Annotated in this window: 22 protein-coding genes; 15 read left to right on the top strand and 7 right to left on the bottom strand. The window is 68.2% G+C overall.

Annotated elements, in window-relative coordinates:
- Nucleotides 1–120: 120 nt before the first annotated feature.
- The 5 genes from mrdA to LRS74_RS23005 all read left to right on the top strand — a co-directional run bounded on the left by mrdA (nt 121) and on the right by LRS74_RS23005 (nt 8,219).
- The gene (mrdA, locus tag LRS74_RS22985) at nt 121–2,262 is read left to right on the top strand and encodes a penicillin-binding protein 2 (protein ID WP_277742787.1); all 2,142 of its coding nucleotides are present in this window, start codon (nt 121–123) and stop codon (nt 2,260–2,262) included.
- A gap of 62 nt (nt 2,263–2,324) precedes the next feature.
- On the top strand, nt 2,325–3,458 hold the full coding sequence (gene rodA / locus LRS74_RS22990; protein ID WP_277744885.1) for a rod shape-determining protein RodA: 1,134 nt from the start codon (nt 2,325–2,327) through the stop codon (nt 3,456–3,458).
- A gap of 40 nt (nt 3,459–3,498) precedes the next feature.
- Complete coding sequence (locus LRS74_RS22995; RefSeq protein WP_277742788.1) at nt 3,499–5,040, top strand: CYTH and CHAD domain-containing protein; 1,542 nt, start codon at nt 3,499–3,501, stop codon at nt 5,038–5,040.
- Nucleotides 5,041–5,121: 81 nt separating this feature from the next.
- Nucleotides 5,122–7,074, top strand: coding sequence for a TIGR03960 family B12-binding radical SAM protein (locus LRS74_RS23000; RefSeq protein WP_277742789.1), 1,953 nt, complete (start codon nt 5,122–5,124; stop codon nt 7,072–7,074).
- 899 nt (nt 7,075–7,973) lie between these two features.
- On the top strand, nt 7,974–8,219 hold the full coding sequence (locus tag LRS74_RS23005; RefSeq protein WP_277744886.1) for a winged helix-turn-helix domain-containing protein: 246 nt from the start codon (nt 7,974–7,976) through the stop codon (nt 8,217–8,219).
- Between the two features lie 172 nt (nt 8,220–8,391).
- On the opposite strand, the gene LRS74_RS23010 is transcribed toward LRS74_RS23005, so the two are convergent.
- The 5 genes from LRS74_RS23010 to LRS74_RS23030 all read right to left on the bottom strand — a co-directional run bounded on the left by LRS74_RS23010 (nt 8,392) and on the right by LRS74_RS23030 (nt 10,353).
- Nucleotides 8,392–8,811 carry a hypothetical protein gene (locus LRS74_RS23010; RefSeq protein WP_277742790.1) on the bottom strand — a complete coding sequence of 140 codons (420 nt, stop codon included), beginning with the start codon at nt 8,809–8,811 and terminating at the stop codon, nt 8,392–8,394.
- Between the two features lie 454 nt (nt 8,812–9,265).
- On the bottom strand, nt 9,266–9,436 hold the full coding sequence (locus LRS74_RS23015; protein WP_277742791.1) for a hypothetical protein: 171 nt from the start codon (nt 9,434–9,436) through the stop codon (nt 9,266–9,268).
- Nucleotides 9,433–9,714, bottom strand: a complete 282-nt coding sequence (locus tag LRS74_RS23020) for a hypothetical protein (RefSeq protein WP_277742792.1) — start codon at nt 9,712–9,714, stop codon at nt 9,433–9,435. Before LRS74_RS23020 ends, LRS74_RS23015 begins: the two co-directional genes overlap by 4 nt.
- Nucleotides 9,715–9,934: 220 nt before the next feature.
- Nucleotides 9,935–10,150 (bottom strand): hypothetical protein, encoded by a 216-nt coding sequence (locus LRS74_RS23025; RefSeq protein WP_277742793.1) that lies wholly within the window; start codon nt 10,148–10,150, stop codon nt 9,935–9,937.
- Nucleotides 10,150–10,353, bottom strand: a complete 204-nt coding sequence (locus LRS74_RS23030) for a hypothetical protein (RefSeq protein ID WP_277742794.1) — start codon at nt 10,351–10,353, stop codon at nt 10,150–10,152. Before LRS74_RS23030 ends, LRS74_RS23025 begins: the two co-directional genes overlap by 1 nt.
- 170 nt (nt 10,354–10,523) lie before the next feature.
- Between LRS74_RS23030 and LRS74_RS23035 the strand changes: the two genes are divergently transcribed.
- Together LRS74_RS23035 and LRS74_RS23040 are read left to right on the top strand one after the other, a co-directional pair.
- On the top strand, nt 10,524–11,864 hold the full coding sequence (locus LRS74_RS23035) for a tetratricopeptide repeat protein (protein ID WP_277742795.1): 1,341 nt from the start codon (nt 10,524–10,526) through the stop codon (nt 11,862–11,864).
- 343 nt (nt 11,865–12,207) lie between these two features.
- A complete protein-coding gene (locus LRS74_RS23040; protein ID WP_277742796.1) occupies nt 12,208–12,630 on the top strand; it encodes an SH3 domain-containing protein in 423 nt (140 codons plus the stop codon).
- Between the two features lie 1,250 nt (nt 12,631–13,880).
- On the opposite strand, the gene LRS74_RS23045 is transcribed toward LRS74_RS23040, so the two are convergent.
- The gene (locus LRS74_RS23045; protein ID WP_277742797.1) at nt 13,881–14,663 is read right to left on the bottom strand and encodes a GntR family transcriptional regulator; all 783 of its coding nucleotides are present in this window, start codon (nt 14,661–14,663) and stop codon (nt 13,881–13,883) included.
- 209 nt (nt 14,664–14,872) lie between these two features.
- Between LRS74_RS23045 and LRS74_RS23050 the strand changes: the two genes are divergently transcribed.
- The 5 genes from LRS74_RS23050 to LRS74_RS23070 all read left to right on the top strand — a co-directional run bounded on the left by LRS74_RS23050 (nt 14,873) and on the right by LRS74_RS23070 (nt 18,921).
- Nucleotides 14,873–15,244 (top strand): hypothetical protein, encoded by a 372-nt coding sequence (locus tag LRS74_RS23050; protein ID WP_277742798.1) that lies wholly within the window; start codon nt 14,873–14,875, stop codon nt 15,242–15,244.
- A gap of 3 nt (nt 15,245–15,247) precedes the next feature.
- On the top strand, nt 15,248–15,478 hold the full coding sequence (locus LRS74_RS23055; protein ID WP_277742799.1) for a hypothetical protein: 231 nt from the start codon (nt 15,248–15,250) through the stop codon (nt 15,476–15,478).
- A gap of 226 nt (nt 15,479–15,704) precedes the next feature.
- Nucleotides 15,705–17,033, top strand: coding sequence for an FtsK/SpoIIIE domain-containing protein (locus LRS74_RS23060; protein ID WP_277742800.1), 1,329 nt, complete (start codon nt 15,705–15,707; stop codon nt 17,031–17,033).
- A complete protein-coding gene (locus LRS74_RS23065; RefSeq protein ID WP_277742801.1) occupies nt 17,030–17,254 on the top strand; it encodes a hypothetical protein in 225 nt (74 codons plus the stop codon). The genes LRS74_RS23060 and LRS74_RS23065 overlap by 4 nt, the downstream gene beginning before the upstream one ends.
- A gap of 203 nt (nt 17,255–17,457) precedes the next feature.
- Nucleotides 17,458–18,921, top strand: coding sequence for a replication initiator (locus tag LRS74_RS23070; protein ID WP_277742802.1), 1,464 nt, complete (start codon nt 17,458–17,460; stop codon nt 18,919–18,921).
- A 553-nt stretch (nt 18,922–19,474) separates the two neighbouring features.
- Here LRS74_RS23070 and LRS74_RS23075 read toward each other — a convergent pair.
- A complete protein-coding gene (locus tag LRS74_RS23075; RefSeq protein WP_277742803.1) occupies nt 19,475–21,094 on the bottom strand; it encodes a recombinase family protein in 1,620 nt (539 codons plus the stop codon).
- Between the two features lie 249 nt (nt 21,095–21,343).
- On the opposite strand from LRS74_RS23075, the gene LRS74_RS23080 reads away from it, so the two are divergent.
- From LRS74_RS23080 to LRS74_RS23090, 3 genes are all read left to right on the top strand, one after another.
- On the top strand, nt 21,344–21,883 hold the full coding sequence (locus LRS74_RS23080; protein ID WP_277742804.1) for a GNAT family N-acetyltransferase: 540 nt from the start codon (nt 21,344–21,346) through the stop codon (nt 21,881–21,883).
- A 104-nt stretch (nt 21,884–21,987) separates the two neighbouring features.
- Nucleotides 21,988–22,671 carry a hypothetical protein gene (locus tag LRS74_RS23085; RefSeq protein WP_277742805.1) on the top strand — a complete coding sequence of 228 codons (684 nt, stop codon included), beginning with the start codon at nt 21,988–21,990 and terminating at the stop codon, nt 22,669–22,671.
- Between the two features lie 229 nt (nt 22,672–22,900).
- On the top strand, nt 22,901–23,677 hold the full coding sequence (locus LRS74_RS23090) for a TIGR03936 family radical SAM-associated protein (RefSeq protein WP_277742806.1): 777 nt from the start codon (nt 22,901–22,903) through the stop codon (nt 23,675–23,677).
- Nucleotides 23,678–23,882: the final 205 nt, after the last annotated feature.

Raw genomic sequence — 23,882 nt, forward strand, 5'->3', positions numbered from 1 at the left:
TGGAGGACTCCATGAGCAACTCCCTCCCGTCACCCGCCACCACCCTCAACGGAGGCGCTGACGCGCCATGAGCTCCCTCCCGTCACCCGCCACCACCCTCAAGGGAGGTGCTGACGCGCCATGAGCAACATCCCTGAGACCGGGCGGACCACGCGTATCACCGTCCGCCTCATCGCCATCCAGATCCTGGTCTTCTCGCTGCTGCTCACCCTCGCCGGGCGCCTGTGGTACCTCCAGATCCGCAACGGCGACGAGTACACCGCCGAGGCCGCCAGCAACCACGTCCAGCAGGTCATCCAACCCGCCACCCGCGGCTCGATACTGGACGCCCGCGGCATCCCGCTCGCGGACAACGAGACCCGCCTCGTGGTCTCCGCCAGCCGCACCGACCTGATGAAGATGAAGGACGACGGCAAGGCGGTGCTCACCCGGCTGGCCGCGGTCCTGGACATGAAGCCGCAGGAGGTCATGGACAAGGTGCGGCTGTGCGACGCCAAGACGCCGCAGCCGTGCTGGAACGGCTCCCCGTACCAGCCCATCCCGATCACCGACGAGGCCACCACCCAGCAGGCGCTCCAGATCCGCGAGCGCGCCGAGGACTTCCCCGGCATCAGCGCCGAGCCCACCCCGGTGCGTCGCTACGCCGCGCCCGGGGACGCCAACGCCGCCCAGGTCCTGGGATACCTCTCCCCGGTCACCGACGAGGAGATCAAGGACGCCGAGAAGAGCGAGTCGCCGCTGCTGCGCTCCGACCAGATCGGCCGCTCCGGCCTGGAGCGCTCCTACGACGACCAACTGCGCGGCAAGGCCGGCATCACCCGCTACGAGGTGGACAACCTCGGCCGGGTCATCGGCAAGGGGAAGAGCGAGCGGGCCGAGCCCGGGTCCAACGTCGTCACCAGCATCGACGCCCGGGTGCAGGCCATCGCCGAGAAGGAGCTGGCGCTGGCGATGAAGGAGGCCCGCAAGGTCTCCGACCGGAACACCGGCACCAACTACAAGGCCGACGCGGGCGCCGTCGTCGTCATGGAGGCCAAGACCGGCCGGATCGTCGCCATGGCCTCCAACCCCACCTACGACCCCAACGCCTGGGTCGGCGGCATCTCCGCCAGGGACTACCGGAAGCTCACCGGCAAGAAGTCCAACTACCCGCTGCTCAACCGCGCCATCCAGGGCCAGGCGGCCCCCGGCTCGATCTTCAAGGTCATCCCGACCACGGCCGCGGTCAACGCGGGCTACCGGTTCTCCGACCGCTACCCGTGCCCCAGCTCGTACAGCATCGGCGGCCAGGTCTTCAAGAACTTCGAGTCCCAGGGCCACGGCAGCATCACCCTCGGCCAGGCGCTCGAGGTCTCCTGTGACACCGTCTACTACGGGCTGTCCCACCAGCAGTGGCAGAAGGACGGCGGGATCAACCCCAAGAAGCACCCGAAGGACTGGTTCTACAAGACCGCCCACCAGTTCGGCCTCGGCAAGGAGACCGGCATCGACCTCCCCAACGAGGTCAGCGGCCGGGTCCCGGACCGCCAGTGGAAGAAGGACTACTGGAAGGCCAACAAGGACGTCTGGTGCAGGCAGGGGAAGAAGGGCGGCGACTACGCCGAGCGGATCGCCTACGAGAACTGCCTCGAGGGCATGAAGATGCGCGCCGGTGACGCCGTCAACTACTCCATCGGCCAGGGCGACACCCTCGTCACCCCGATCCAGATGGCCACCATCTACTCGGCCATCTCCAACGGCGGCACGCTCTACGACCCCACCGTCGGCAAGGCCGTCATCAGCGCCGACGGCAAGAAGGTGCGCGAGATCAAGCCCAGCTCGCACGGCAGGCTGCCGATGGACGCCAAGACCAATCGGCAGATAAACGAGGCTCTGGCCGGCGTCGCCACCCGCGGCACCGCCGCCTGGCGCTTCGGCGGCTGGCCGCAGGACAAGATCCCGATGCACGCCAAGACCGGTACGGCGGAGGTCTACGGCAAGCAGACCACCTCGTGGTTCGCGTCGTACACCAAGGACTACACGATCGTGATGACGATCTCTCAGGGTGGCACCGGCTCCGGCGCCTCCGGGCCGGCCGTGCGCAACATCTACAGCGCGATGTACGGGGTGTCCCCGGACGGCGAGATCGACCGCGGGAAGGCGCTGCTGCCCGAGCCGCAGCGCAGGCTGCCCAAGATCAACCGTGATGGGACCATCGAGGCCAAGTCGTTCGGCGAGAAGTACACGGCCATCGGCACGACCGGAAGGCGGCCCGAAGAGTGAGCGCGTCGTCCGATCTCGCGGTACGCAGGTACGGGCCGGAGAAGTCCACGTGGGGCAAGCTCATGGCGCGCGACTCCCTCGTGCGCCGGCTCGACTGGATACTCATGCTCTCCGCGCTCGCCCTGTCCGCCATCGGCGCGGCGCTGGTGTACTCCGCGACCCGCAACCGCACCGAGCTCAACCAGGGCGACCCGTACTACTTCCTGTTCCGCCATGTGCTGAACACCGGCATCGGGCTGGCGCTGGCGGTGGCCACCATCTGGCTCGGCCATCGCACCCTGCGCGGCGCCGTGCCGGTGCTCTACGCGCTGTCGGTGCTGCTGGTGCTGGCCGTGCTCACCCCGCTCGGCTCCACCATCAACGGCGCGCACGCCTGGATCGTGATCGGCGGCGGCTTCTCCCTCCAGCCGTCCGAGTTCGCCAAGATCACCATCATCCTGGGGATGGCGGTGCTGCTCGCCTCACGGGTGGACGCGGGTGACCGCGTCGACCCCGACCACCGCACCGTCGTCCAGGCGCTGGCCCTGGCCGCGCTGCCCATCGCCATCGTGCTCCTCATGCCCGACCTGGGCTCCGTGATGGTGATGGCGGTGATCGTGCTGGCCGTGCTGCTCGCCTCCGGCGCCTCCAACCGCTGGATCGCCGGGCTCATCGGCACCGCCGTGCTCGGCGCGGTCCTGGTCTGGCAGCTCGGCGTGCTCGACCAGTACCAGATCGACCGCTTCGCCGCGTTCGCCAACCCCGCCCTCGACCCCGCCGGCGTCGGCTACAACACCAACCAGGCGCGCATCGCCATCGGCTCCGGCGGCCTCACCGGTTCCGGGCTGTTCCAGGGCACCCAGACCACCGGTCAGTTCGTGCCCGAGCAGCAGACCGACTTCGTCTTCAGCGTCGCCGGCGAGGAGCTCGGATTCCTCGGCGCGGGCCTGATCATCGCGCTGATCGGCGTCGTGATGTGGCGGGCCTGCCGCATCGCGCGGGACACCACCGAGCTGTACGGCACCGTGGTCGCCGCCGGGATCATCGCCTGGTTCGCGTTCCAGTCGTTCGAGAACATCGGGATGACGCTCGGGATCATGCCGGTGGCCGGCCTGCCGCTGCCGTTCGTCTCCTACGGCGGATCCTCCATGTTCGCCGTCTGGATAGCGGTCGGACTCCTGCAGTCCATCCGCGTGCAACGGCCGGTCGCCGCCTGACGACCTGTTGCCGAACCCGCCGCGGGGCTAGATTCGACGCATGGCGGACACCGTGCGAGAAGTCGAGCGGAAGTACGACGCGGCCGACGCCGGAGGGCTCCCGGACCTGAGCGGAGTCCCCGGCGTGGCGCGCACCGTCGCCGGGGGAGTGGTCACCCTCGACGCCACCTACTACGACACCCCCGACCGGCGGCTGGCGGCCGACGGCATCACGCTCCGCCGCCGCACCGGCGGCGACGACGCCGGATGGCACCTGAAGCTGCCGGTCGGCCCCGACACCCGGGACGAGATCCGGGCGTCGCTCGCGGACGACCTGCCCCGCCGGCTGGCCGCCCTCATCCACTCCCGCACCCGGGGCGCCCGGGTGGTCCCCCTGGTCCGGCTGGTCTCCGAGCGCGAGGTGCACCGGCTGCTGGACGCCGAGGGCGTGCCGCTCGCGGAAGGCTCCGTCGACCGGGTCACCGCCTACCGGCTGGCGGACGGGGAGCGGGCGCCGGCGCACTGGACCGAGATCGAGGTGGAGCTGGCCGAGGGATGCGACCCCCGGCTGCTCGACGCGATCGAGAAGAAGCTGCGCAAGGCGGGCGTGCGGCGCGCCGCCGCCAGCTCCAAGCTGGCCAGGGCGCTGCACGAGACCGCCACCGAGGAGGAGCGCAAGCGGACCGCCGAGGCCCGGCGGCCGGCCCGGCCGGCCGAGCCCACCGCCGGCGACGTGGTGCTGGACTACGCCCGCGGCCAGCTCGCCGCCATCGTCACGCTCGACCCCGCCGTGCGCCTGGACACCCCCGACTCCGTCCACCGGATGCGTGTGGCCACCCGCCGACTGCGCAGCCTGTTCCGGTCCTACGCCAAGGTGCTCGACCGCGGTGTCACCGACCCCGTCGGCGAGGAGCTCAAGTGGCTGGCCGCCGAGCTCGGCGTGGACCGCGACCGCGAGGTGCTCACCGAGCGGCTGAGCCGGCGACTGGACGAGGTGCCGCCCGCGCTGCGGGTGGGCCCCGTGCGCAACCGGCTGCACACCTGGTCGCACGCGCGCCGCGGCGGGTCCCGGCGGCAGGTGATCGCCCTGCTCGACGGCGAGCGGTATCTCGCGCTGCTGAACACGCTCGACGCCCTGCTCGCCGCCCCGCCGCTGCGCCCGGCCGCCGCGAGGCCCCCGCGGAAGGTGCTCCGCAAGGCGGTGCTCCGCGACTTCGCCCGCCTCGCCGGTCGGGTGGAGACCGCCCTGAGCGCCCCGGCGGGACCCGAGCGCGACGAGGCCGTCCACGCCGCCCGCAAGGCCGCCAAGCGCACCCGCTACGCCGCCGAGGCGGCCCGCCCGGCGCTGGGCAAGCCCGCCAAGCGCTTCGCCCAGCGGATGACCTCCGTCCAGGATGTGCTCGGCGACCACCAGGACAGCGTGGTCGCGCGCCAGGCGCTGACCGACCTGTCCGCCGAGGCGCACGCCGCGGGGGAGAGCGCCTTCACCTACGGCCTCGTCTACGGGCGCGAGGAGGCCGTGGCGGCCGACCGCGAGCGGGAGCTGCCGGAGCTGTGGGCCGAGGTCTCGCGGAAGAAGCACCGGGCGGCGCTGGGGGCGTGACGCGGCTCGGAAGGGGATGCCCGCCGATCGGGGTACGCTGGATGGTCACCTCTGTCCGCTCATGAGAGACGACCCCATCAGATGCCTGTCGAGTCGGTCTTCCCGCGCCTGGAAGCGCTTCTTCCGCATGTCCAGAAGCCGATCCAGTACGTCGGCGGAGAGCTCAACTCCACCGTCAAACCCTGGGACGAGTGCGACGTGCGCTGGGCGCTCATGTACCCGGACGCCTACGAGGTCGGGCTGCCCAACCAGGGCGTCATGATCCTCTACGAGGTCCTCAACGAGCGCGAGGGCGTGCTCGCGGAGCGCACCTACAGCGTATGGCCGGACCTCGAGGCGCTGATGCGCGAGCACCAGGTGCCGCAGTTCACCGTGGACAGCCACCGCCCCGTCGGCGCGTTCGACGTCTTCGGCCTGAGCTTCTCCACCGAGCTGGGCTACACCAACATGCTCACCGCCCTCGACCTGGCCGGCATCCCGCTGGAGTCGAAGGACCGGACCGTCGACCACCCGATCGTGCTCGCCGGCGGCCACGCCGCCTTCAACCCCGAGCCGATCGCGGACTTCATCGACGCGGCGATCATCGGCGACGGCGAGCAGGCCGTCCTCGACATGACCGAGATCATCCGCGCCTGGAAGGCCGAGGGCCGCCCGGGCGGGCGCGACGAGGTGCTCCTGCGGCTGGCGAGGACCGGCAGCGTCTACGTCCCCCGGTTCTACGACGTGGAGTACCTGCCCGACGGGCGCATCGCGCGCGTCGTGCCCAACCGCTCCGGCGTGCCGTGGCGGGTGTCCAAGCACACCGTCATGGACCTGGACGAGTGGCCGTACCCGAAGCAGCCGCTGGTGCCGCTCGCCGAGACCGTGCACGAGCGCATGTCGGTGGAGATCTTCCGCGGCTGCACCCGCGGCTGCCGCTTCTGCCAGGCGGGCATGATCACCCGCCCGGTGCGCGAGCGCTCCATCACCGGCATCGGCGAGATGGTGGAGAAGGGCCTCAAGGCGACCGGCTTCGAGGAGGTCGGCCTGCTGTCGCTCTCCTCCGCCGACCACACCGAGATCGGCGACATCGCCAAGGGCCTCGCCGACCGGTACGAGGAAGACAAGATCGGTCTGTCGCTCCCCTCGACCCGGGTCGACGCCTTCAACGTCGACCTGGCCAACGAGCTGACCCGTAACGGCCGTCGGTCCGGCCTCACCTTCGCCCCCGAGGGCGGCTCCGAGCGCATGCGCAAGGTCATCAACAAGATGGTCTCGGAGGAGGACCTGATCCGCACCGTCTCCACCGCGTACGGCAACGGCTGGCGCCAGGTGAAGCTGTACTTCATGTGCGGTCTGCCCACCGAGACCGACGAGGACGTGCTGCAGATCGCCGACATGGCGACGAAGGTCATCGCCAAGGGCCGCGAGGTCTCCGGCAAGAACGACATCCGCTGCACCGTCTCCATCGGCGGCTTCGTGCCCAAGCCGCACACGCCGTTCCAGTGGGCGCCGCAGCTCTCCTCCGAGGAGACCGACGCCCGGCTGGAGAAGCTGCGCGACAAGATCCGCGGCGACAAGAAGTACGGCCGCTCCATCGGCTTCCGCTACCACGACGGCAAGCCCGGCATCGTCGAGGGCCTGCTCTCGCGCGGTGACCGCCGGGTCGGCGCGGTGATCCGGGCCGTGTACGAGGACGGCGGCCGCTTCGACGGCTGGCGCGAGCACTTCAGCTACGACCGCTGGATGGAGTGCGCCGGCAAGGCGCTGCCGGAGTTCGGCGTCGACGTCGACTGGTACACCACGCGCGAGCGCACCTACGAGGAGGTCCTGCCCTGGGACCACCTGGACTCCGGTCTCGACAAGGACTGGCTCTGGGAGGACTGGCAGGACGCGCTCGACGAGACCGAGGTCGACGACTGCCGCTGGACCCCGTGCTTCGACTGCGGCGTCTGCCCGCAGTTTGATACATGGCCACAAGTAGGCCCCACGGGCAAGAAGCTGCTCCCGCTTACGGTTAACAAGGCTGTGACCAGCCCAAACGCGTGTTCATGACCACTGCTGGGCGGTAGGTCAGCACGTGCTGATTCTGCCCCCTAAATGATCAGCCCCGCCCGGCATGCTGCCGGACGGGGCTGATGCGTTGTGCGGCCACTCGGGCGCTAGCGGATCACCTCGCCGGGGGTCGGGCCCGGGGTGGGGGCGCTAGAGGCGCACCCAGGACAGGCGTACAGCGCCACACCGGGGCCACTGGGACGCTCGGTGTACCGAATCTCCACGGGGGCGTTCGTGAGGCTGTCACACACGCAGCACGGGACGATTCGAGGGGGCGGCACAGGGTTGATCAGCGCCTCGACGGTCATGCGGTTACCCCCCTGCCGGGGGCCATGTCGTGTCGCTCGGGGTTCGGGTAGTGATAGCCGAAGCTCGCCGCGACGACGGCTAGGCAACGCTGGTGCTGCCGCTCGCGCTCGGCTTCCCGCGCGACCCATGCCCGGATGTAGAGCGGGACGAGGGGGCGCGTGTCCGCAGGCACGGGCATGGTGCGGGCGAGAACCTGCGGCGGAATCGGCTTTCGGGGGCCGCAGATTACGTACGGCGCCCTGGTGGGCGGTGCCACGCTGGCGGGGCCTTGCAGCCCGGGGGCGGCGGGGGATTCCCGGTGTCGTCCGTGGGCGGGCAGTAAGAGGCGGAGCGCCCACCCGAGGGCGCGGACGATAGCATCGCGCATGGTCGTTTCAGCTCCCTTTAGCTGATCGGCTGAGCCCCGGCGGACCGCGTAGGACCGGTCTTCCGGGGCGTTTCCTTTGCGCGGTCGACGGTAGACGCACACGTCTAACCTGTCTACACGTCTAACTCGTCTGCTGGTCTAAGTCGCTTGCCGATGATCGAGTGTCTACGCTCTCCGTATGCCTGAGCGCCCGACCGACCCCCACACTCCGCGGGCCCCGTACATGCGGGTTCTGCGCGCGCTCCTCGCCGACATCGAGTCGGGCAAGTACGCCCCCGGTGAGCCCATTCCGTCCGAAGCTGAGTTGTGCAAGGCGCACGGCGTGGCTCGGGAGACTGCCCGCCGAGCCGTACGGGTGCTCCGGGATCGCGGCATCGTTGAAACCGAATGGGGGAAGGGCAGTCGCGTGACGGGTCCGGTGAAGCAGGACCAGGGTGAGCCTGTCAGTGAGGGCGAGAGCGGTGAATAGCACGAAGCCCCGCCCGGGACGCTCCGGACGGGGTTCGCGAGAGGTTGGTTACCGGCTCACAGACAGAACGACTCACGTACTGCCTTAACGATGCGGGCGCCCTGGTCCGAGGTGAGTGTCAGCACGTCGCCACGCTGAACCACTCGGCGGCTCGCTGGCTCACTGGCTAAGCTCAGGGCTTCGGACAGCCGTAGTCGGGCCGCATGCGGTGGGGGCTGCATGCGATCAAGCACACGGACAGGAAACGGCCCCCCTTCAGCCACCATCCGCCGCAGAAGTCTTCCCCTCCCCGCACCGCGGCGCCGGCGCTCTCGATGTGGGCATGGAGCGTCTCGCGGGCATGGTCCGACTCGAACGACGGGGAGTGTTCTTGGGTCTGCTCTGCAACCCAATTCGCGGCTTCCTGCGGGTCACGAAAGGTCCCCCTGACGAACTGTGGGGGCTTTCGCAGCCAGTCAGCCAGCTCCAGGGGCGTGATCGTCGCGGTGCGGAAATCGGGGCTGTTCGCCCGTCGGGGGCCGTCGGTCTTCATCTGGCTGCCGTGGCCGGACCAGACGTAGCCGTGGTGATGATCAGGTTTACTGAACTGCATCGGTTTCCTCTCAACTGCAAGGGGCAGCCCCCGAGTTGATAGGGGACTGCCCCTCTGGTGGCCGGAGCCTACCGGTTACTGACGGCCGCAGCCGTCACCGTCACCGCAGCCCCCGGCGGACGAATCGTCGTCGTTGTCGGAGTCGTCTTCCGGGTCGTGCGCCGTCAGTGAGAGGTCTTTCACGTGCTGGTTGGGTCGCATTGCGTCCTCCTTCACGTGGTGCTCGACACGGGGCGGTCCCGCGCCGTCGTGCCCTTACTGACCCGCCCGGCGGACCTACCGCACATGGGGAGCGTGGTCCGCCGGGGCGGGGGTCTAGGGCCCCCTGGGGGCTACCGAGCAGGCTGGTGGAGCCCGCCCCTACTGGTGTCTGCGCGGGGGGTGCTGGCCCAGTAGGGGCGGGCGCTGGTCCTGGTCCCGCCGGGGTAGTCAGTACGGCGGGGACCAGGGGTCTCTAGGGCCAGAAGAGCGGGTAGGGCCTGAGCGCCGCCGCGAGGCGGAACAGCGCTAGGTCGCCGTCGGTACGGGAGGCGTCGTGGTGCTCCCTTGCCGCGCGCTCCTGATGCTGGTCGTCCGGGCGCTGCTCGGGGTCCTCACCGCCCTCGCGTGCAAGGTGCGTCGTCATCGAGGCGCGCCGGGGGTAGCCGGTCCGGCGTCCAGTGCGTGGGGCTGCCGCTCGACCTCGCCAGCGATGACGGCGCCCGAGGGCGGCGTGACGACAGCTACGTCTACGAGCGTCCGCCGGAACGTGCGGTGCCCCGTCTTCTGGGCGTGCTCACAGATCCATTTGTCCATCGCAGCGCCGTCGTCCAGTGCGGTGAAGTGGTCGCCGCACGCCACGTCGGCGCCGTCGATGCACGTAGCCGTGAACTCCACGCACGTCCCGGCGTCCCGAGTGATCATCCAGTCAGCGAAACGGAAGATGCGACGGCTCACGAGGCATCCCCTGTCTTCGCTACGTCGGCAGCGATGCGCTGCTGAAGACGAGCGAGGAACTCGGGATCGTTGCACCGGGCAGCCACCACGGCGTGCGCCCATCGACGGCTAGGCGAGACCAGCCGCACGGGCCACGAGAACTGGGCCTTGAGGCACCACCACATCTCGATGCGGACGAGTAGCCCCTTCACCCCGCACTCTCCGCCGGCTTGCTCGCCGCATCGAGGCGTAAGCGTACGGAGGAGTCGGGGCGCCCCTTCCCCGCCAGGTGCTCGGGGCACTCGCACTCGGGGTACTTCATGGTGCCTGGGGGCAGCTCGGCGCCGCCGCTGTCGTTGGCGAGCATCACGTCCGATCCACCGCGCTCGTCCCACAGATGCGAAGGGGTGTGTGCCGTGGTCATCACGCCACCCCCTGGAGGCCACGCGACCAGACGAACGCCACGTCCGCGGCGGCGAGGAACCACCAGGGGCGGCGCAGCTGGAGCGTCGGAGCGCCGGGGATGCCCGTGGCGGGCGAGCGCAGGCTGGTCTCCACACGGCGACCCGGGATACGGAGTAACCGCCGCAGCACCAGTTCGAAGATCCACGCGATAGCGTGGTGCATGTCGTCAACCTCCTGGGGTTGGTGGCCACGCCCCCGGACGCTCGCCGGCCAGCAGCGTTGCGGGGGTCTCGCTCGCTCTAGGCAACCGCTTGGCTACACATCGCGCTACCGTGGCCACCCCAGTAGCTTTCAAATAGCGTCAAACGCTATGGATTTCAGGGGAGTTGACCATGGCCGCACGGGAGCCAAATCGCGATCTACAGCGGCTGCACATCGAGGCAGGGTGGACGCTGCGCCAGTTCGCGCAAGCGGTGAACCGGGTCGGCACCGAGTGCGGCACTCCCACGACGTACAGCGCCCAGAGCGCCCATGCGTGGCTCAAGGGGCACATGCCGCCCGCGGAGCGGCAAGCTTTGATCGTGGAGGCGCTGTCACGGAGGCTCGTACGCCCAATCGGTCCAGTGGAGGCCGGGTTCCCTGCCCCGAGTGAAACGAACGCCAGTCCGGGTATCGATACGGTGGACGAGATTATCGAACTCGAAAGGCGAGCCATGGTCGACGCAAGCCGCCGAAGCATGCTAGGGATTGGTCTCTATTCCGCAGCGCTAAGCATTCCCGGATGGCAAGATGTGCTTTCTCGCATGAATTCTATCAAGGTGAACACCCATGCGCGGATTGGACGCTCAGACGTTCAGGCTGTCTCAGCGATGACTGATCGCCTTTCGGGCTTGGATGGGGAATTCGGCGGACAGTACGCACGCCCCATGGCCGCCGCTTTCTTTGAACGTACGGTCGCCCCGTACTTGAGGGCGACCGCATCCGGGGAAGTTCGAAAAGAAATGATGTCCGCGGCGGCACTTCTCTGCTACTTGACCGGCTGGATGGCTGTGGATGAAGAATCACACGGCCTCGCTCAACGGTATTATGTAAAGGGGCTGGAGCTTGCTGGCGCCAGCGGTGATCGCATGACCTACTGCCACATTCTTCGAGGCATGTCCGTGCAGGCCGCCAACTTGGGGCACGGGGCGCCAGCTGTACGTTTCGCAAACGCCGCTGCCGAGGCATCTCCGGAGTCCAACCCTCGCATGCGAGCGTTCCTCGCAGGCCAGCAGGCGCACGCGTACGCGCTGGCCGGAGAGCGGGCAAACGCGCGGAGTAGTCTTCGAGAGGCGGAGCGAGCCGTAAACCAGGCTGAATGTGGATACGGTACTTTCGGCGGCTATAACTCGGCGACGCTGGCATATCACACGGCGCAGGTGCGGCACGCTTTGGGAGACGTCAAGGGGGGTATTGAATCATTGAGTGACCACTTCCCGCTACGGCAGGCGGACGACACGCTGCGATCCGAACTGCTATTTGGATCACTTCTCGCCGAGCGCCAATTGAAGATTGGCCACCTGGACGCGGCATGCGCCCAGTGGAATAGGATCTTGGACGCTTATCCGCGCATGCATTCAGGTCGCCTCGACAGTCACGTAGCCAATATCCCAAAGCTTTTGTCCCCCTACGAGGGGAACGCCGCTGCGCGGGAGTTGCGAGAACGCGTACGTGAACTGCCTTCCAGGGCGTGAAACAGCGAGAGCCCCCGCACCTTGATGAAGGTAGCGGGGGCGGCTCCGTGGATAGCAGCAAGCCCCGACTCGCCGGACGAGGTGACGGTTTCGCGCGCCGCCGGAGTCGGCGTTCGTTGGAGCCGTAAAGGGTGGTCATCTGTAGAGCTGACGCCCTGTCAGGATTGCCCCCGTCTCGTCGGGCGACGGGGGCTTCCTCATGTCTCACCGAGTTCCGTCGATCGCATCGGACTGTGCGTCTAAAGATTGTTTGCGGCGAACGGCGCTGCCCCTCAAGCTGAGTTGTACGGACGACTGACGACCAGTCGACCGTTGTCTAGATCTCTCACGCGAAAGGGACTGAATGTATCTGGCAGGATTCCGAATCAAGGCCGGGCTGACCGTGGTGGCCATTGCTGTGCTGATGTCGTGGGGCAGCCCTTCGGATGCGGCGACGCGTCCCGGAGCCTCCGTGCATCCCGGCCCGGCCGGCGTTACGACGGTGGCCGACGCTGCTTCGTCGGTTCGGTCGGCGTCGACTCCTGCGGCGCACTCGACTTTGCGCCTGCGGACGGTGACGGTGGATGGCCTGCGGCTGCGCTCCAAGCCCAGTTACCGAGGGTATGTGAAAGGTCAGCTATACCGGGGTGATCGGGTGCATCTCCGCACCACCTATGACCCGTCGTACATACGGGACTGGGTGGAGGTGGTGCTCTGGAAACCCAGCGCGGGCGGCCTGCCTCGCAAGACCAAAGGGTTCGTTCACAAGAGCTACCTGGCTAAGTAGCCCACAGGCGGGGTGTATGCCCCGTGGGCAAGGTCAACTGCGTGCAAATGGAGGCGCGGTGACATGGCGGTCCCTCTCCTTGGCTGGGGAGGGGCCGTCTCTGCTTGCCCGTTACGCACCGTTTGCATGGTTGCGCCACTGGCAAGTGCCTCAAGTGCCTTGAAAACGTGTGTCGTTCACTAGGTGTGCTGATCTGATCACGGTACTGTGTGCGATTCGGAGCAAGGTGTTCAAGAGTGCTCGATTGGGAGGTGGCCGGATGTGCGAAAGGGAGGATGGGTCCGGAGAGGGCGCTGCATGGGTGCGGGGAGTGTCCTATGTGGAGAGCTGGGCTGTGGCGCGGGATGCGTGGGCGGAGCTGCGTGCAGCTCTGGATGAAGCGGGGGTCGAGTGCCCCATGGAGGCGACCCCGAGTACGGATGATCAGGGCCTGCCGGTGATCCGGTTCCGAGGGACCGTGGCGGCCTCTGAGGTGCTGGCCATGGCGGAGCGGCTGAGGCGCGGCGCGGGGATGTCGCCTGAGCCCTACGACCGGGTGTAGGGCCGCTGATCGCGGTGGTAGGTGCCGGGGTCACCGCGGTGGGTCAGCCGGACGGCGCGCCACGATGGCGGTGCAAGCGCTTGGAGCGGTGCCGGGCTCAGCCACCTCGCGGCAGCTGCTGGCCCCCTGCCAACCGCGGTCGGCGGAGGGTCCGTTCACGCGGGCGCGGTCGCGACGGCGACGGTACGGTCGGCACTCCAGTGCGGCGGGCGGTCGGGCGGTCTTCACCAGCACACCGCCCCCCTCTCCCGCTGCTGGCCTCATGACGGCACAACATCGAAAGGGACGGTCGGGCGACGGCTGGCCATGTAAGCCGCCCAGGGATGCCGCCGATGGCGGCGGGAAGGGGACTTCGATGCGGGGTAGGTCGCGTGTGCTGGGCACGTGGAAGACGACGGGAAGCGGCAGCAAAGTCCGTGCGCTAGAGGAGGCGGGGACGCTGTTGGTCACGTGCGACGGGTGTTGCGGCCGGTGGTTCGCGCGAACTGCGTCCGCTGCTAGGCGTGATGCGGCCGCGCATGCCGGATCGTGTGCCCGGTGACGACCGGCTTGGCCTGGCCGGGGTCGTCGGTGCTCGCCTCGGTGCTGTCAAGGGGCGTGGTGAGAGTTGGGCGTCGGCGTCCCGGTCGGCGGGCCGAAGGCACAAGCCGACCGGGGGCGCCGGGCGCCCGGCGCGCCTCCGGCGCGCCCTTGAGTAAGTAAAGAAGATCTAGACCGCGGCGGCCTTGCCGGTCGGCACGGCCTTGCCGGGGGTGAGACGGAACCGCAGCTCGACGCCCGCTGCGCTGGCACGCAGCTCTTCGAGGATGAGCGGCTCGCCGCTGCTGGCGGCGGTCACCCGGTAGCTGATGAGCACCGGGGATGCGTCTTCGATCAACAGCGCGGCCCGCTCATCTGGCATGGGCGGGCGGGCGGTGACGGTCTCGTGCCACGTCAACGAGTGCTTGGCGGCCAGCGCGGCATAGATCGTCTCAATGGGCGCGTCCGGCTGTTCGCTCAGTGTGGGCGTTTCGGCTGCAACAGAGAACGGGATCATGAGCCGATGTGCGATCCGTGCGCCCGTGGCCGGGTCGATGAGAAGTCGGTCGACAGAGAACGCTTGTTCCCCTCCTTCCCCTCCCCTCTCCAAGAGGTCTCCTGGGGTTCCTGAGAGGTGGGTACGGGTGACGGCGGGCGCCTCCCCCTCTATCAGGGGACAGTCGTCCACGATCTTCCTTCCGTGCCGGACCAACGACCGGGTGACCACTCCCCGCTCCTGGCGGGGTCGGACGAAGGAACCTCGTCCATGCTCCTTCTGGATCAATCCCATGGCCACAAGCTCGGTGAGGGCCTGCCGGACGGTCTGACGGGAGAGCCCATACCGGGCGGAGAGGTCGGCCTCCGTGGGTAGCTGACTACCGGGCTCATAGGTGCCGGAAGCGATGTCCTCGGCCAGAAGATCGGCGAGTTGTAGGTACCGGGGTCGCTCGGCGCGAATCTCACGGGACGGCATCGGGTGATCATCTCCAAACGGACCGGTGTGGTCGGTCGTCTCGTCGTCGGTCGTCCGGACAACTCCGCGACCAGGATAGTTATCCCTTGCGCGTCCGGGTCAACAGGGCGCATGATCTGTAGTTGTACGGATGACTGACATCCGGACATTGGGCGACCCATGTCTTGCGGGTCAAAAGGCATGAACGAAAAGAAAGGGGTGAAAGCGGCATGAAGCAGATTCCGGTAGATACGGCGCGTCTGGGTGCCCTGATGTGTGTGGTTCCGCCCGAACCGCGCACTGATCGCGACACCGGGCAGGTACGCACCGACCGTGACGGACGGACGCAGTACCTCGTAGGCGTGGCGGTCCGTCAGATGGACGCGCGCACGACTGACGTGATCGAAGTCGTCGTGCCGGGGGAGCCGATGGGCATCACCGAGGGCGTTCGTCTGCGCATTGACGGCCTGGTGGCCACTCAATGGGAGATCGAGGGGCGGAAGGGGGTGAGCTGGCGGGCAACTGCGGTGATCCCGGCAGATGCTGGTCCGGCTGCGCCTGCCGGTGGTGCCGGCCGCGGTAAGGCGTCGGGGGGTGAGTGAGCCGTGACGGTAGCGGAGTTTGGCCAGATGCCGCCGGAGCCCCTCGGCTGGGAGGCGCTGCGTGCTCAGGTCATCCAACTGGCCAAGGATGTGGCGGATGCCGACCTTGACGGCATGAGCATGGCGGAGCGGGAGCGCATCGCCCGTGTCGCTATGGCTACGGCGCACCTGGCGCAGCGCCTCATGGCGCGTACCGCTCAGCCAGGGGGTGAGTGGTGGACGACGCTTCGGTAAGTGGGCGGACGCCGGGCCACGACGCGGTGCTCGCCGGTCAGCTCATGCGAGACCTCAAGATCCTGGTGGGGTGCGAAGCGCTCCTTACCGGGCTGCTTGGCGGCGCGATGGTTGATCCACTACTGACCCTGACGGCCCGTCATGCGCAGTCTGCGGCGGCCGCTGCTAGCGCCCTGCTGGACATGCGCCAGCGGGCCGGCGGGGGCGGGTTTGGGGGTGGTCAGTGATGCTAGCCAGTCTGGTGGTCTGGCTGGTGACTGCGGTCCTGTGCGTGGGGCTGCTGAAGCAGCGCCTGTGGGAGCACAAGCGGCCGACGCTGCCGGAGCTGCTCCGACAGACCCCATGGCGGTGGTACCTGATCGGGTACCCGACCGTGGTAGTCAGAATGCGGTGGACCTGGCGCCGCCTGTGTCGCGTTGCTGACCTGTCCATCACTCCTCAGCCTCGACATGCCGTCCTCGGCCGCAGCCTGGTCGTGAGCGGTAGGCCCATGCGGCAGATCCCGCCCCGGCTCGGCCTCCCTCGCGTGACGCGCCTAGGGCTGACGGTGCGGGTGCAGCTCCATCCTGGGCAGACACCCCGTGCCCTGATCACGGCGGCTGACGCGTTCGCACACGCGTGGCGGGTTCACTCGGTGCGGGTTGCCCCCGCCCGCCGGGGCGAGGTGCTCATCACGGTGATCGCGCACGACCCGCTGACCGGGGTGGGCGCGGTCCCGCCTCGTCCGTCGGGGGAGGTGCTGTTGTCCGCGACAGTCGGCATGGCTGAGACCGGCCAACCCTGGGTGATCAATCTCCGTAGGGTGCCGCACTGGCTGATCGTGGGGGCGACTCGATCAGGTAAGTCCACGCTCCTCGCCGCACTCATCACGGAGCTTGCTCCTCAGCCGGTGGCCCTGGTCGGCATCGACTGCAAGGGCGGTGTAGAGCTGACCCCGTTCATGCGGCGGCTGTCCGCGCTGGCCTGCACCCGACATGAGGCGCTCGCTCTGCTCGGAGACCTGATCACTGAGGCAGAAGAGCGCATGGCCCAGTGCCGGGAAGCTGGCGTCCGCAGTATCTGGGAGCTCCCGGAGGACGTGCGCCCGGCACCCATCGTCGCCATCGTGGATGAGGTCGCCGAGCTGTACCTAGTCGACGGGTCGCGCGCTGCCCGCACCGAGGCGGAAGAGTGCTCGACCGCACTCCTTCGCGTCGCCCAGCTCGGCGCCGCCCTGGGTATCCACCTGGTGGCGGCGGCGCAGCGCCTCGGGTCGGAGCTCGGGCGAGGTGTCACCGCGCTGCGCGCGCAGCTCGGTGGACGGGTCTGCCACGCCGTGCACGATGCGGCTACCGCAGAAATGGCCCTGGGTGATCTCGCGGCCGATGCGGTGGAAGTGGCGTTGTCGATCACGGAGGAAGAGCCCGGGGTTGCAGTGACCACGGTGGGCGGTCGCTGGCTGCGCGTCCGCTCGGCACTCATCACCACACAGGACGCCCGCCGCGCGGCCGCCGAATACGCCGGTGCTGCACGCCCGCTCAGCAGCGCGCGACTGCATGACAAGGAGCGGCCATGATCGTAGCCGCAGAAATCCTGATGTCGGAAAACGAAGCATTCCCGCTCATGGTCGTCATGGCCGTGGTATGCGTCCTCCTCGTCCGGAGCCGTGAGCTCACATGGTGGATGGGGGCGGCGTTCTTCCTCTGGGGCTTCACCGCAGCATCCACAGGACCCGCTGAAGTCATTACCGACTTCATCGAGTGGGGAAAGAATTTGATCCTGGGGTCGAATTCCTAGTAGAGGGGGGAGCATGCCACACCGGTACGTGCGATGCCCATACTGCCTCCGGGTCCGTGAGCGGACCATCGGCGGCCACCTGCGGCGCTGCCGGTGCTGCCGCACAAGGCGACTGCGGCGACGCTGAAACAGCACACCCCCAAATTCGCCACTCGTGGCGACGAAACGGAGAACGACATGGAAAACGCACCATCATATCCGGCTTGGGCGGCTCGCGCCGCCCGTCACGAAAGGGCACCACCCAATTGAGCTCAAATTCGGACTCCGAGGCGCGGCGCTCTGCTCTCCAAAAAGCAGAGCGCCTGCGCCACCTTTCTGAAACGGAACGTGACCTCATCCGGCTCGCCAATGAGCCGAAATTCCGGCGCTGGCTGGAACAGATACAGGCTACCGGTGGCTGCGCTCACCCCATCTATTTGGCGGGCCACACCACCACCCTGGACGCCGATACCGGCGCCGTGCTCCGCCACTACTCGACGCTGGATGAGCCTGGTAGGCGCCTGGCCCTACGGTGCCGAAATCGCCGCAACAGCGTCTGCGAGCCGTGCTCGCGGATCCACAGCGGCGACACCTTCCACCTGGTCCGCGCGGGCCTCATGGGCGGCAAGGGCACTCCAGCCGGCGTCGCCAGCCATCCACGCCTGTTCGTCACCCTGACCGCGCCCGGCTTCGGCGCCGTGCACCGCGGTAGCCGGACCGGCGTCGACCTGTGCCGGCCGCGCCGAAGCGCCCCGACGTGCACACACGGACGCCCGGCAAGCTGCGGCAAAGTCCACGCCCCCACAGACAGCATTGTCGGCCAGCCACTTTGCGCTCACTGCTACGACTACACAAGCCACGTGTTATGGCATGCAAAAGTCGGCGAGCTTTGGAACCGCAGTTGCCGCACCATCGGTCGACGTTTGGCTGCCGCTGCGGGGATACCGCAACGGGGTCTCCCTCGCCATCTGCGGCTGTCATTCGCGAAAGTCGCCGAATTCCAGAAGCGCGGAGCAATTCACCTCCACGCCGTGATTCGCATCGACGGACCAGAAGGCCCGGATTCGCCACCCCCCTCGTGGGCGACGAAATCACTCCTGACAACCGCGGTTCATTCGGCCCTGGAGTCAGTAGAGGTCACCACGCCGTACGCCCCTCGGCTCGGCCAGTACACCTGCCGGTGGGGATCAGAGATCGACGTACACCCCATCGGACCCCATTCGCGGGCCACGGTCGTATCGGATGAGGCGGTCGCCGCGTATGTCGCAAAGTATGTTTCGAAAAGCGTCGGCGACGTGGGTGGAGTCGACTACCGAATCACCTCCGCGCGGGAAATTCCTGCCCTGCCTGTAAACGCACACATTCGCGCGCTAATAGGGACCTGTTGGCGCCTCGGTGGAATTCCCGAACTGGAATCGCTGCGGCTCCGCCTGTGGGCGCACTCCCTGGGATTTCGGGGGCATGTACTCACCAAATCTAGGAAGTACTCCACGACCTATGCGGCCCTGCACGCGGCACGAACCGCGTACAGGGCGAGAAATGCCGACGGGCATAACTTGCCGGCGACAGTCATAGACTCGGCCTGGCGATACGTTGGGTCCGGGCACACTCCGGCTGAAGCGGAAATAGCCGCTGGGATAGCGGCTGCCGCTGCCCGTGAGCGCGAAATAGCAATGGAAGAGTCATGATCGGGCGGGACGTCGACGGAGAGGAGAAGACGCCAAGCCGTAGCGAGTCGGAGAGTCGTCAGGGAAGGGTGCGTGTGACGAGTGAAATCGTCATCGTGGATGATGACGGCACCGAAGAACCGTATGACCCGAGCAAGCTCTAGGCTCCTGCGTCACTCTTCGATCTGACGGCCAACCACGGCGTGCCCGTCGCGTACGAGAAGGATGAGCGGGCGGGGTACCTCGTGCTCTTCAAGCCCCCCTTCCGGCACCCTGGGGCCCCCTGGATACTCACGCGTGCTGCCCGCATCGGGGTAGTCCCATACCCACTTCGGGTGGTCGGAACGAATGCGGAGATTTCCCTCAGCGTCAAGGACGACATCCCCGGGCCGCCACGTGTCATCCATGGATGTGATCTTGTACGTGGGTGTCATGCCTCCATGATGACGGGGCCCACTGACAGTGCTGACGTTAGGCGCAAGGCCGCTCATTGCTGCGGGGGCGTCCACCAGCCCTCGAAGCGGCGGCCTCCTGGTGGCGCTGCCGGCTCGCGCCACCAGGAGAGGGCGTGTGATCAGAACCGCTCGGCAAAGTCGTCTTCCTTGATCACGAGACGCTCCCGCACGTCTTTCGGGATGATCAGCTTCAGGTGCACCTTCGGAGCCCGTACCTTGGGGATCTTGGTACGGGTGACTTCACACTTGATTCCGACTCGCAACAGGTCGGCGGCCATGGCGTCCATGCCGCCCTCCTCCCAGCGCTGCCGGAACGTCGCGCCATTGTGGACGTTCACCCACCGATCCTTCGTGGTTTCCGGGTCGATGGTCGCAAGGGCGGTGATCAGCTCCTCTAGGGTCTGCTCGGCCTGCTCTCGGGTGAACCGGGTCTTCGTGTACCGTCCGCCCGGCGCCAGCTCCTTCATGTAGTAGGCGACGGACTCTTCGAGCTGCTTCACCTCCTTCCGGGCCTCGGCCCCCTGGGCGTACTCCCGTACCTGTACGGGGAAGTCGCCTAGGGCAGACAGGGTGTCCTTGGTGAATCGGTCGTACACGGCCTCGGGGTTCGGTGCACCTAGCCCGCCGCTCTTGCACCCCTGGCAGCGGAGGTACTGGTACATGCCGTGCTTGTTGGTCGTCTTCTGGACGGTCATGTTGCTCTTGCAGTCGATGCAGGTCAGCACCCCAAGAAACTTCGTGGCGCCGCCTGGCTGACGTGCTGGCTGGTCCTTGCCGTTAGCGTCCAGTACGGCTTGCAGGCTGTAGAACTCCGCCTCGGTGAAGATGGCTTCCGCTACCTTGATCGGCTTCCCGCCCTTGCCGAGTATCAGTTTCGACCGACGCTTCCCCCCCTCCTGGTCCACCTCGACTCGGTACCCCATGAGAGCAGGGTTCCTGAGTCTGCGCAGAAGAGTCGCCGGGGTCAGCTCCGGGCCGCACAGTCCTGCTCGGATCAGCACCTTGACCATGCGCCTGGCTGAAGCGCGGTGCGGCCTCATGGCTGCACGCCGGCACCAGTGGAGAGCGCGGTACACGTCCTTATCTATATAGAGGGCAACCCGCCCGGCCTCGTCCCTCCCCGTGAGGTAGCCCCATGCTGGCTTGCCTACGAGCCACTCGCTCTGCGTCTTCGTGTAGTCCCAGAGGCTCGCAACTCGCGTGCTGGTGTTTGCTGCCTCGATCTCAGCGATGCCGCCGATGATCGTCACCATGATCTTGCCCGCCGTGGTGGTCAGGTCGATGCTGTCGTGCTTGGAGACGAGATTCTTCCCGTACTTCAGGCACCAATCGATCATGGTTGCCAAGTCGCTCAGGCGACGTACAAAGCGGTCCAGCTTCCAGAAGAGAAGAACGTCGAACTCGGGGGCTCGGTTGTTCAGCCAGTCGCCTAGTTGCTTGCGCTTCCACGGAGGGACCTTGGTCGCGCTGACGTTCAGATCGCTGGCGACGCCGACCACCCTGCACCGCATGTCCCGCGCCAGGATCCGCAGATCCAGTTCTTGGCGGACCGGGGATGTCGTCTCGTCCGTCAGTACCGACAGTCGCACGGACAGGAGTGCGCGGGGGGCGTCCTCTGGTAGCTGCTCCTCCGCCCTCTTCAGCTCTTCCAGTAGCGCTAGGTCCGCTTCCGTCCACTCCGCCTCTAACGCGGGGGACCCCTTCTGGGCTGTGCTGCCTCGGCTGCTTCGTTTTCTCATGTCGAGAGGCTACCCACGGATTTGGAGCTGTATCCCTATGGCCGCAGATGGACACGCACATCCAGATCGGCCCCACGGGCAAGAAGCTGCTGCCCCTGTCGGTCGTCAACAACTGACCCGACCGAGCCGAGCTCGCGTACGGCCCCGGTGGTACCCGCCACCGGGGCCGTACGACGTCCACGGGCACCCCGTGGCCGGAACCGCTCAACCCCTCTCCCGTGCGGAGGGACCGGGCGCCACAATGTCGCGATGCCCGAACTCATCGCCCCCACCGCCCGGGTCCACGCCTCCTTCCTGGCGGCCATGGACGAGTTACGCGCCGAGGGCCGGGACAGCACCAGCGAGACCACGGTCAGATCCGAGCTCACGGAGTACGGCGACATCTGGCACGATCCGGGCGTCTTCGCCGACTACATAGCCCGGCTGCGGACCGACGCCCGGGAGACCGCCCCGCCCGCCCGCGACGTCGTGCCGATGACCACCCTCTGGTACGTCGACGGCGCCACCTACCTGGGGCGGCTCGCCATCCGGCACCGCCTCGACGACTTCCTGCGCGAGTACGGCGGCCACATCGGCTACGGGGTGCGCGCCTCCGCGCGCCGCCAGGGCCACGGCACCGCCATGCTGCGCGCCGCCCTGCCGCATGCCCGGGTGCTGGGCCTCGACTCCCTCCTGGTCACCTGTGACAGCGACAACATCGGCTCGCGCAAGGTCATCGAGTCCTGTGGCGGGCACCTGGAGGACGAGCGTGGGGGCAAGCTGAGGTACTGGATCTGCACCGCGGGCTGACCCGGTACGCTGCCCGGATGGAACGGCTCGACGGGTACACGACATCTCCAGCTCCGCGTCAGGAACCCGGAGGTGGATGTCTGACCAGGGCTTTCCTGCTCCCGGTGCGGATCGTGGCGTTGATCGTCGTCGTTCCCCTGCGCCTGCTGTGGGAGGCGCTGACCGCCTGCGGCCGGGCCCTGTACCGCTGGCTGCTGCTCCCGCTCGGGCGCGCCCTGGCCTGGCTCCTCAACATCCTCGTCGTGGTGCCGCTGCGGGCACTCGTCACGGCCGTGGGATGGCTGCTGCACCATCTGCTGGTGGTCCCCGCGGGGTGGCTCTACCGGGTGCTGCTGACGCCCCTCGGCCGCGGGCTCGTCTGGCTCGGCCGCCACCTCTTCGTCGTCCCGCTCGTGGCCCTCTACCGTTTTGTGCTGACGCCGATCGGCCACGCCATCTCCTGGGTGGCACGCGGAATCTGGGCCGTCATCACCTTCGTGGTGCGCTACACGGTGGTGGTGCCGCTGGTCGCGCTCTGGCGCTATGTGCTGGGGCCGATCTGCCGCGGTGTCGGAACGGTCCTCGGCTGGGCCTGGCAGGTCGCCGGCCACGTCGCTCGCTTCCTCTGGGGGATCGTCTCCACCCTGTTCCGCTGGGTGATCGTCATCCCCGTCGGATGGGTCTGGCGCGGTCTGCTGCGGCCGGTGCTGCACGGCGTCCGCGACTACGTGTGGCGCCCGGTCGCCACCGTCGTGCGGCAGGTCACCGCCGAGGTGCGGCGGGCGCTGTTCGGCGCGCCGCGCGCGTAGCCGGCCGTGACCGGCGGGAACCGCGGCCGGTGAAGGCGCGTACTCTAGAGCAAAGGACTGGGCGCGAAGTGTCACCGCCGACGGGGCGGTGATCCGGACCGGACGACGCCGGGATGGCGGCGGCCGGAAGCGTCCCCGCCGAGGCGGGGACCGCGCCACGGCTCGATGTACACAAGGAGAATTTCCACTGGGCAAGCGACAGCCCGAAGGCCCGCCGCCCGCACCCGCGGTGCAGCGCATCCGCCTTCGGTACACCAAGCGCGGCCGCCTCCGCTTCACCAGCCACCGCGACTTCCAGCGTGCCTTCGAGCGTGCGCTGCGGCGCGCCGAGGTGCCCATGGCCTACTCGGCGGGCTTCACCCCGCACCCGAAGGTGTCGTACGCCAACGCCGCCCCCACCGGCACCGGCAGCGAGGCCGAGTACCTGGAGATCCAGCTCGCCGAGGCCCGCGAACCGGAGACGCTGCGCCGGCTGCTCGACGAGTCGCTGCCGACCGGGCTCGACATCACCGAGGCCGTCGAGGCCCGCACCTCGGGCCTGGCCGACCGGCTGCAGGCGTCGGTGTGGGAGATCCGGCTCGACGGGGTCGAGGTCACCGAGGCCGAGCGGGCCGTCGCGGCCTTCCTCGCCGCGGAGACCGTCGAGGTCCAGCGCAGGACCAAGAACGGCGTCCGCACCTTCGACACCCGGGGCGCCGTGGCCCGGCTCGCAGCGGTCGCACCCGCGGCCGATAGGCCCAGCGACGGTGCCTGTGCGATACTGCGGCTGGTTGTGCGGCACGAGACACCTGCCGTACGGCCCGACGACGTCCTGTCCGGCCTCCGCGCCACGGCCGACCTGGCGCCGCCGGTCCCCGCAGCGGTGACCAGGCTGGCGCAGGGGCTGCTCGATGAGGAGACCGGCACGGTGACCGACCCGCTCGCGCCCGACCGCGAGGCAGTCACGGCCGCCCCATCCACGGCCGCCGGACTGGCCGCCGCGAAGGCGGCGGAAGGTTCCGGGTAGGACCGCCGTCGATGCGCCGCCGAGGTACCAGGGAGCCACCCGGGTCCGGCAGGCGCACTGACCAGGAGACTTTCGCCGGTCCCCGCCTTTCGGGTCCCGGCGAGCGAGACAAGAGCTCCCGTGTGGCGCCCGCGCCCCGGACGGTGGCAGTCGCGCATTGCGCGTGCCGCGCCCGGAACCCGGCGCGGCGCCCGGGAGCGTGACG

The organism is Streptomyces sp. LX-29, from assembly GCF_029541745.1.
Taxonomy (GTDB): Bacteria; Actinomycetota; Actinomycetes; order Streptomycetales; family Streptomycetaceae; genus Streptomyces.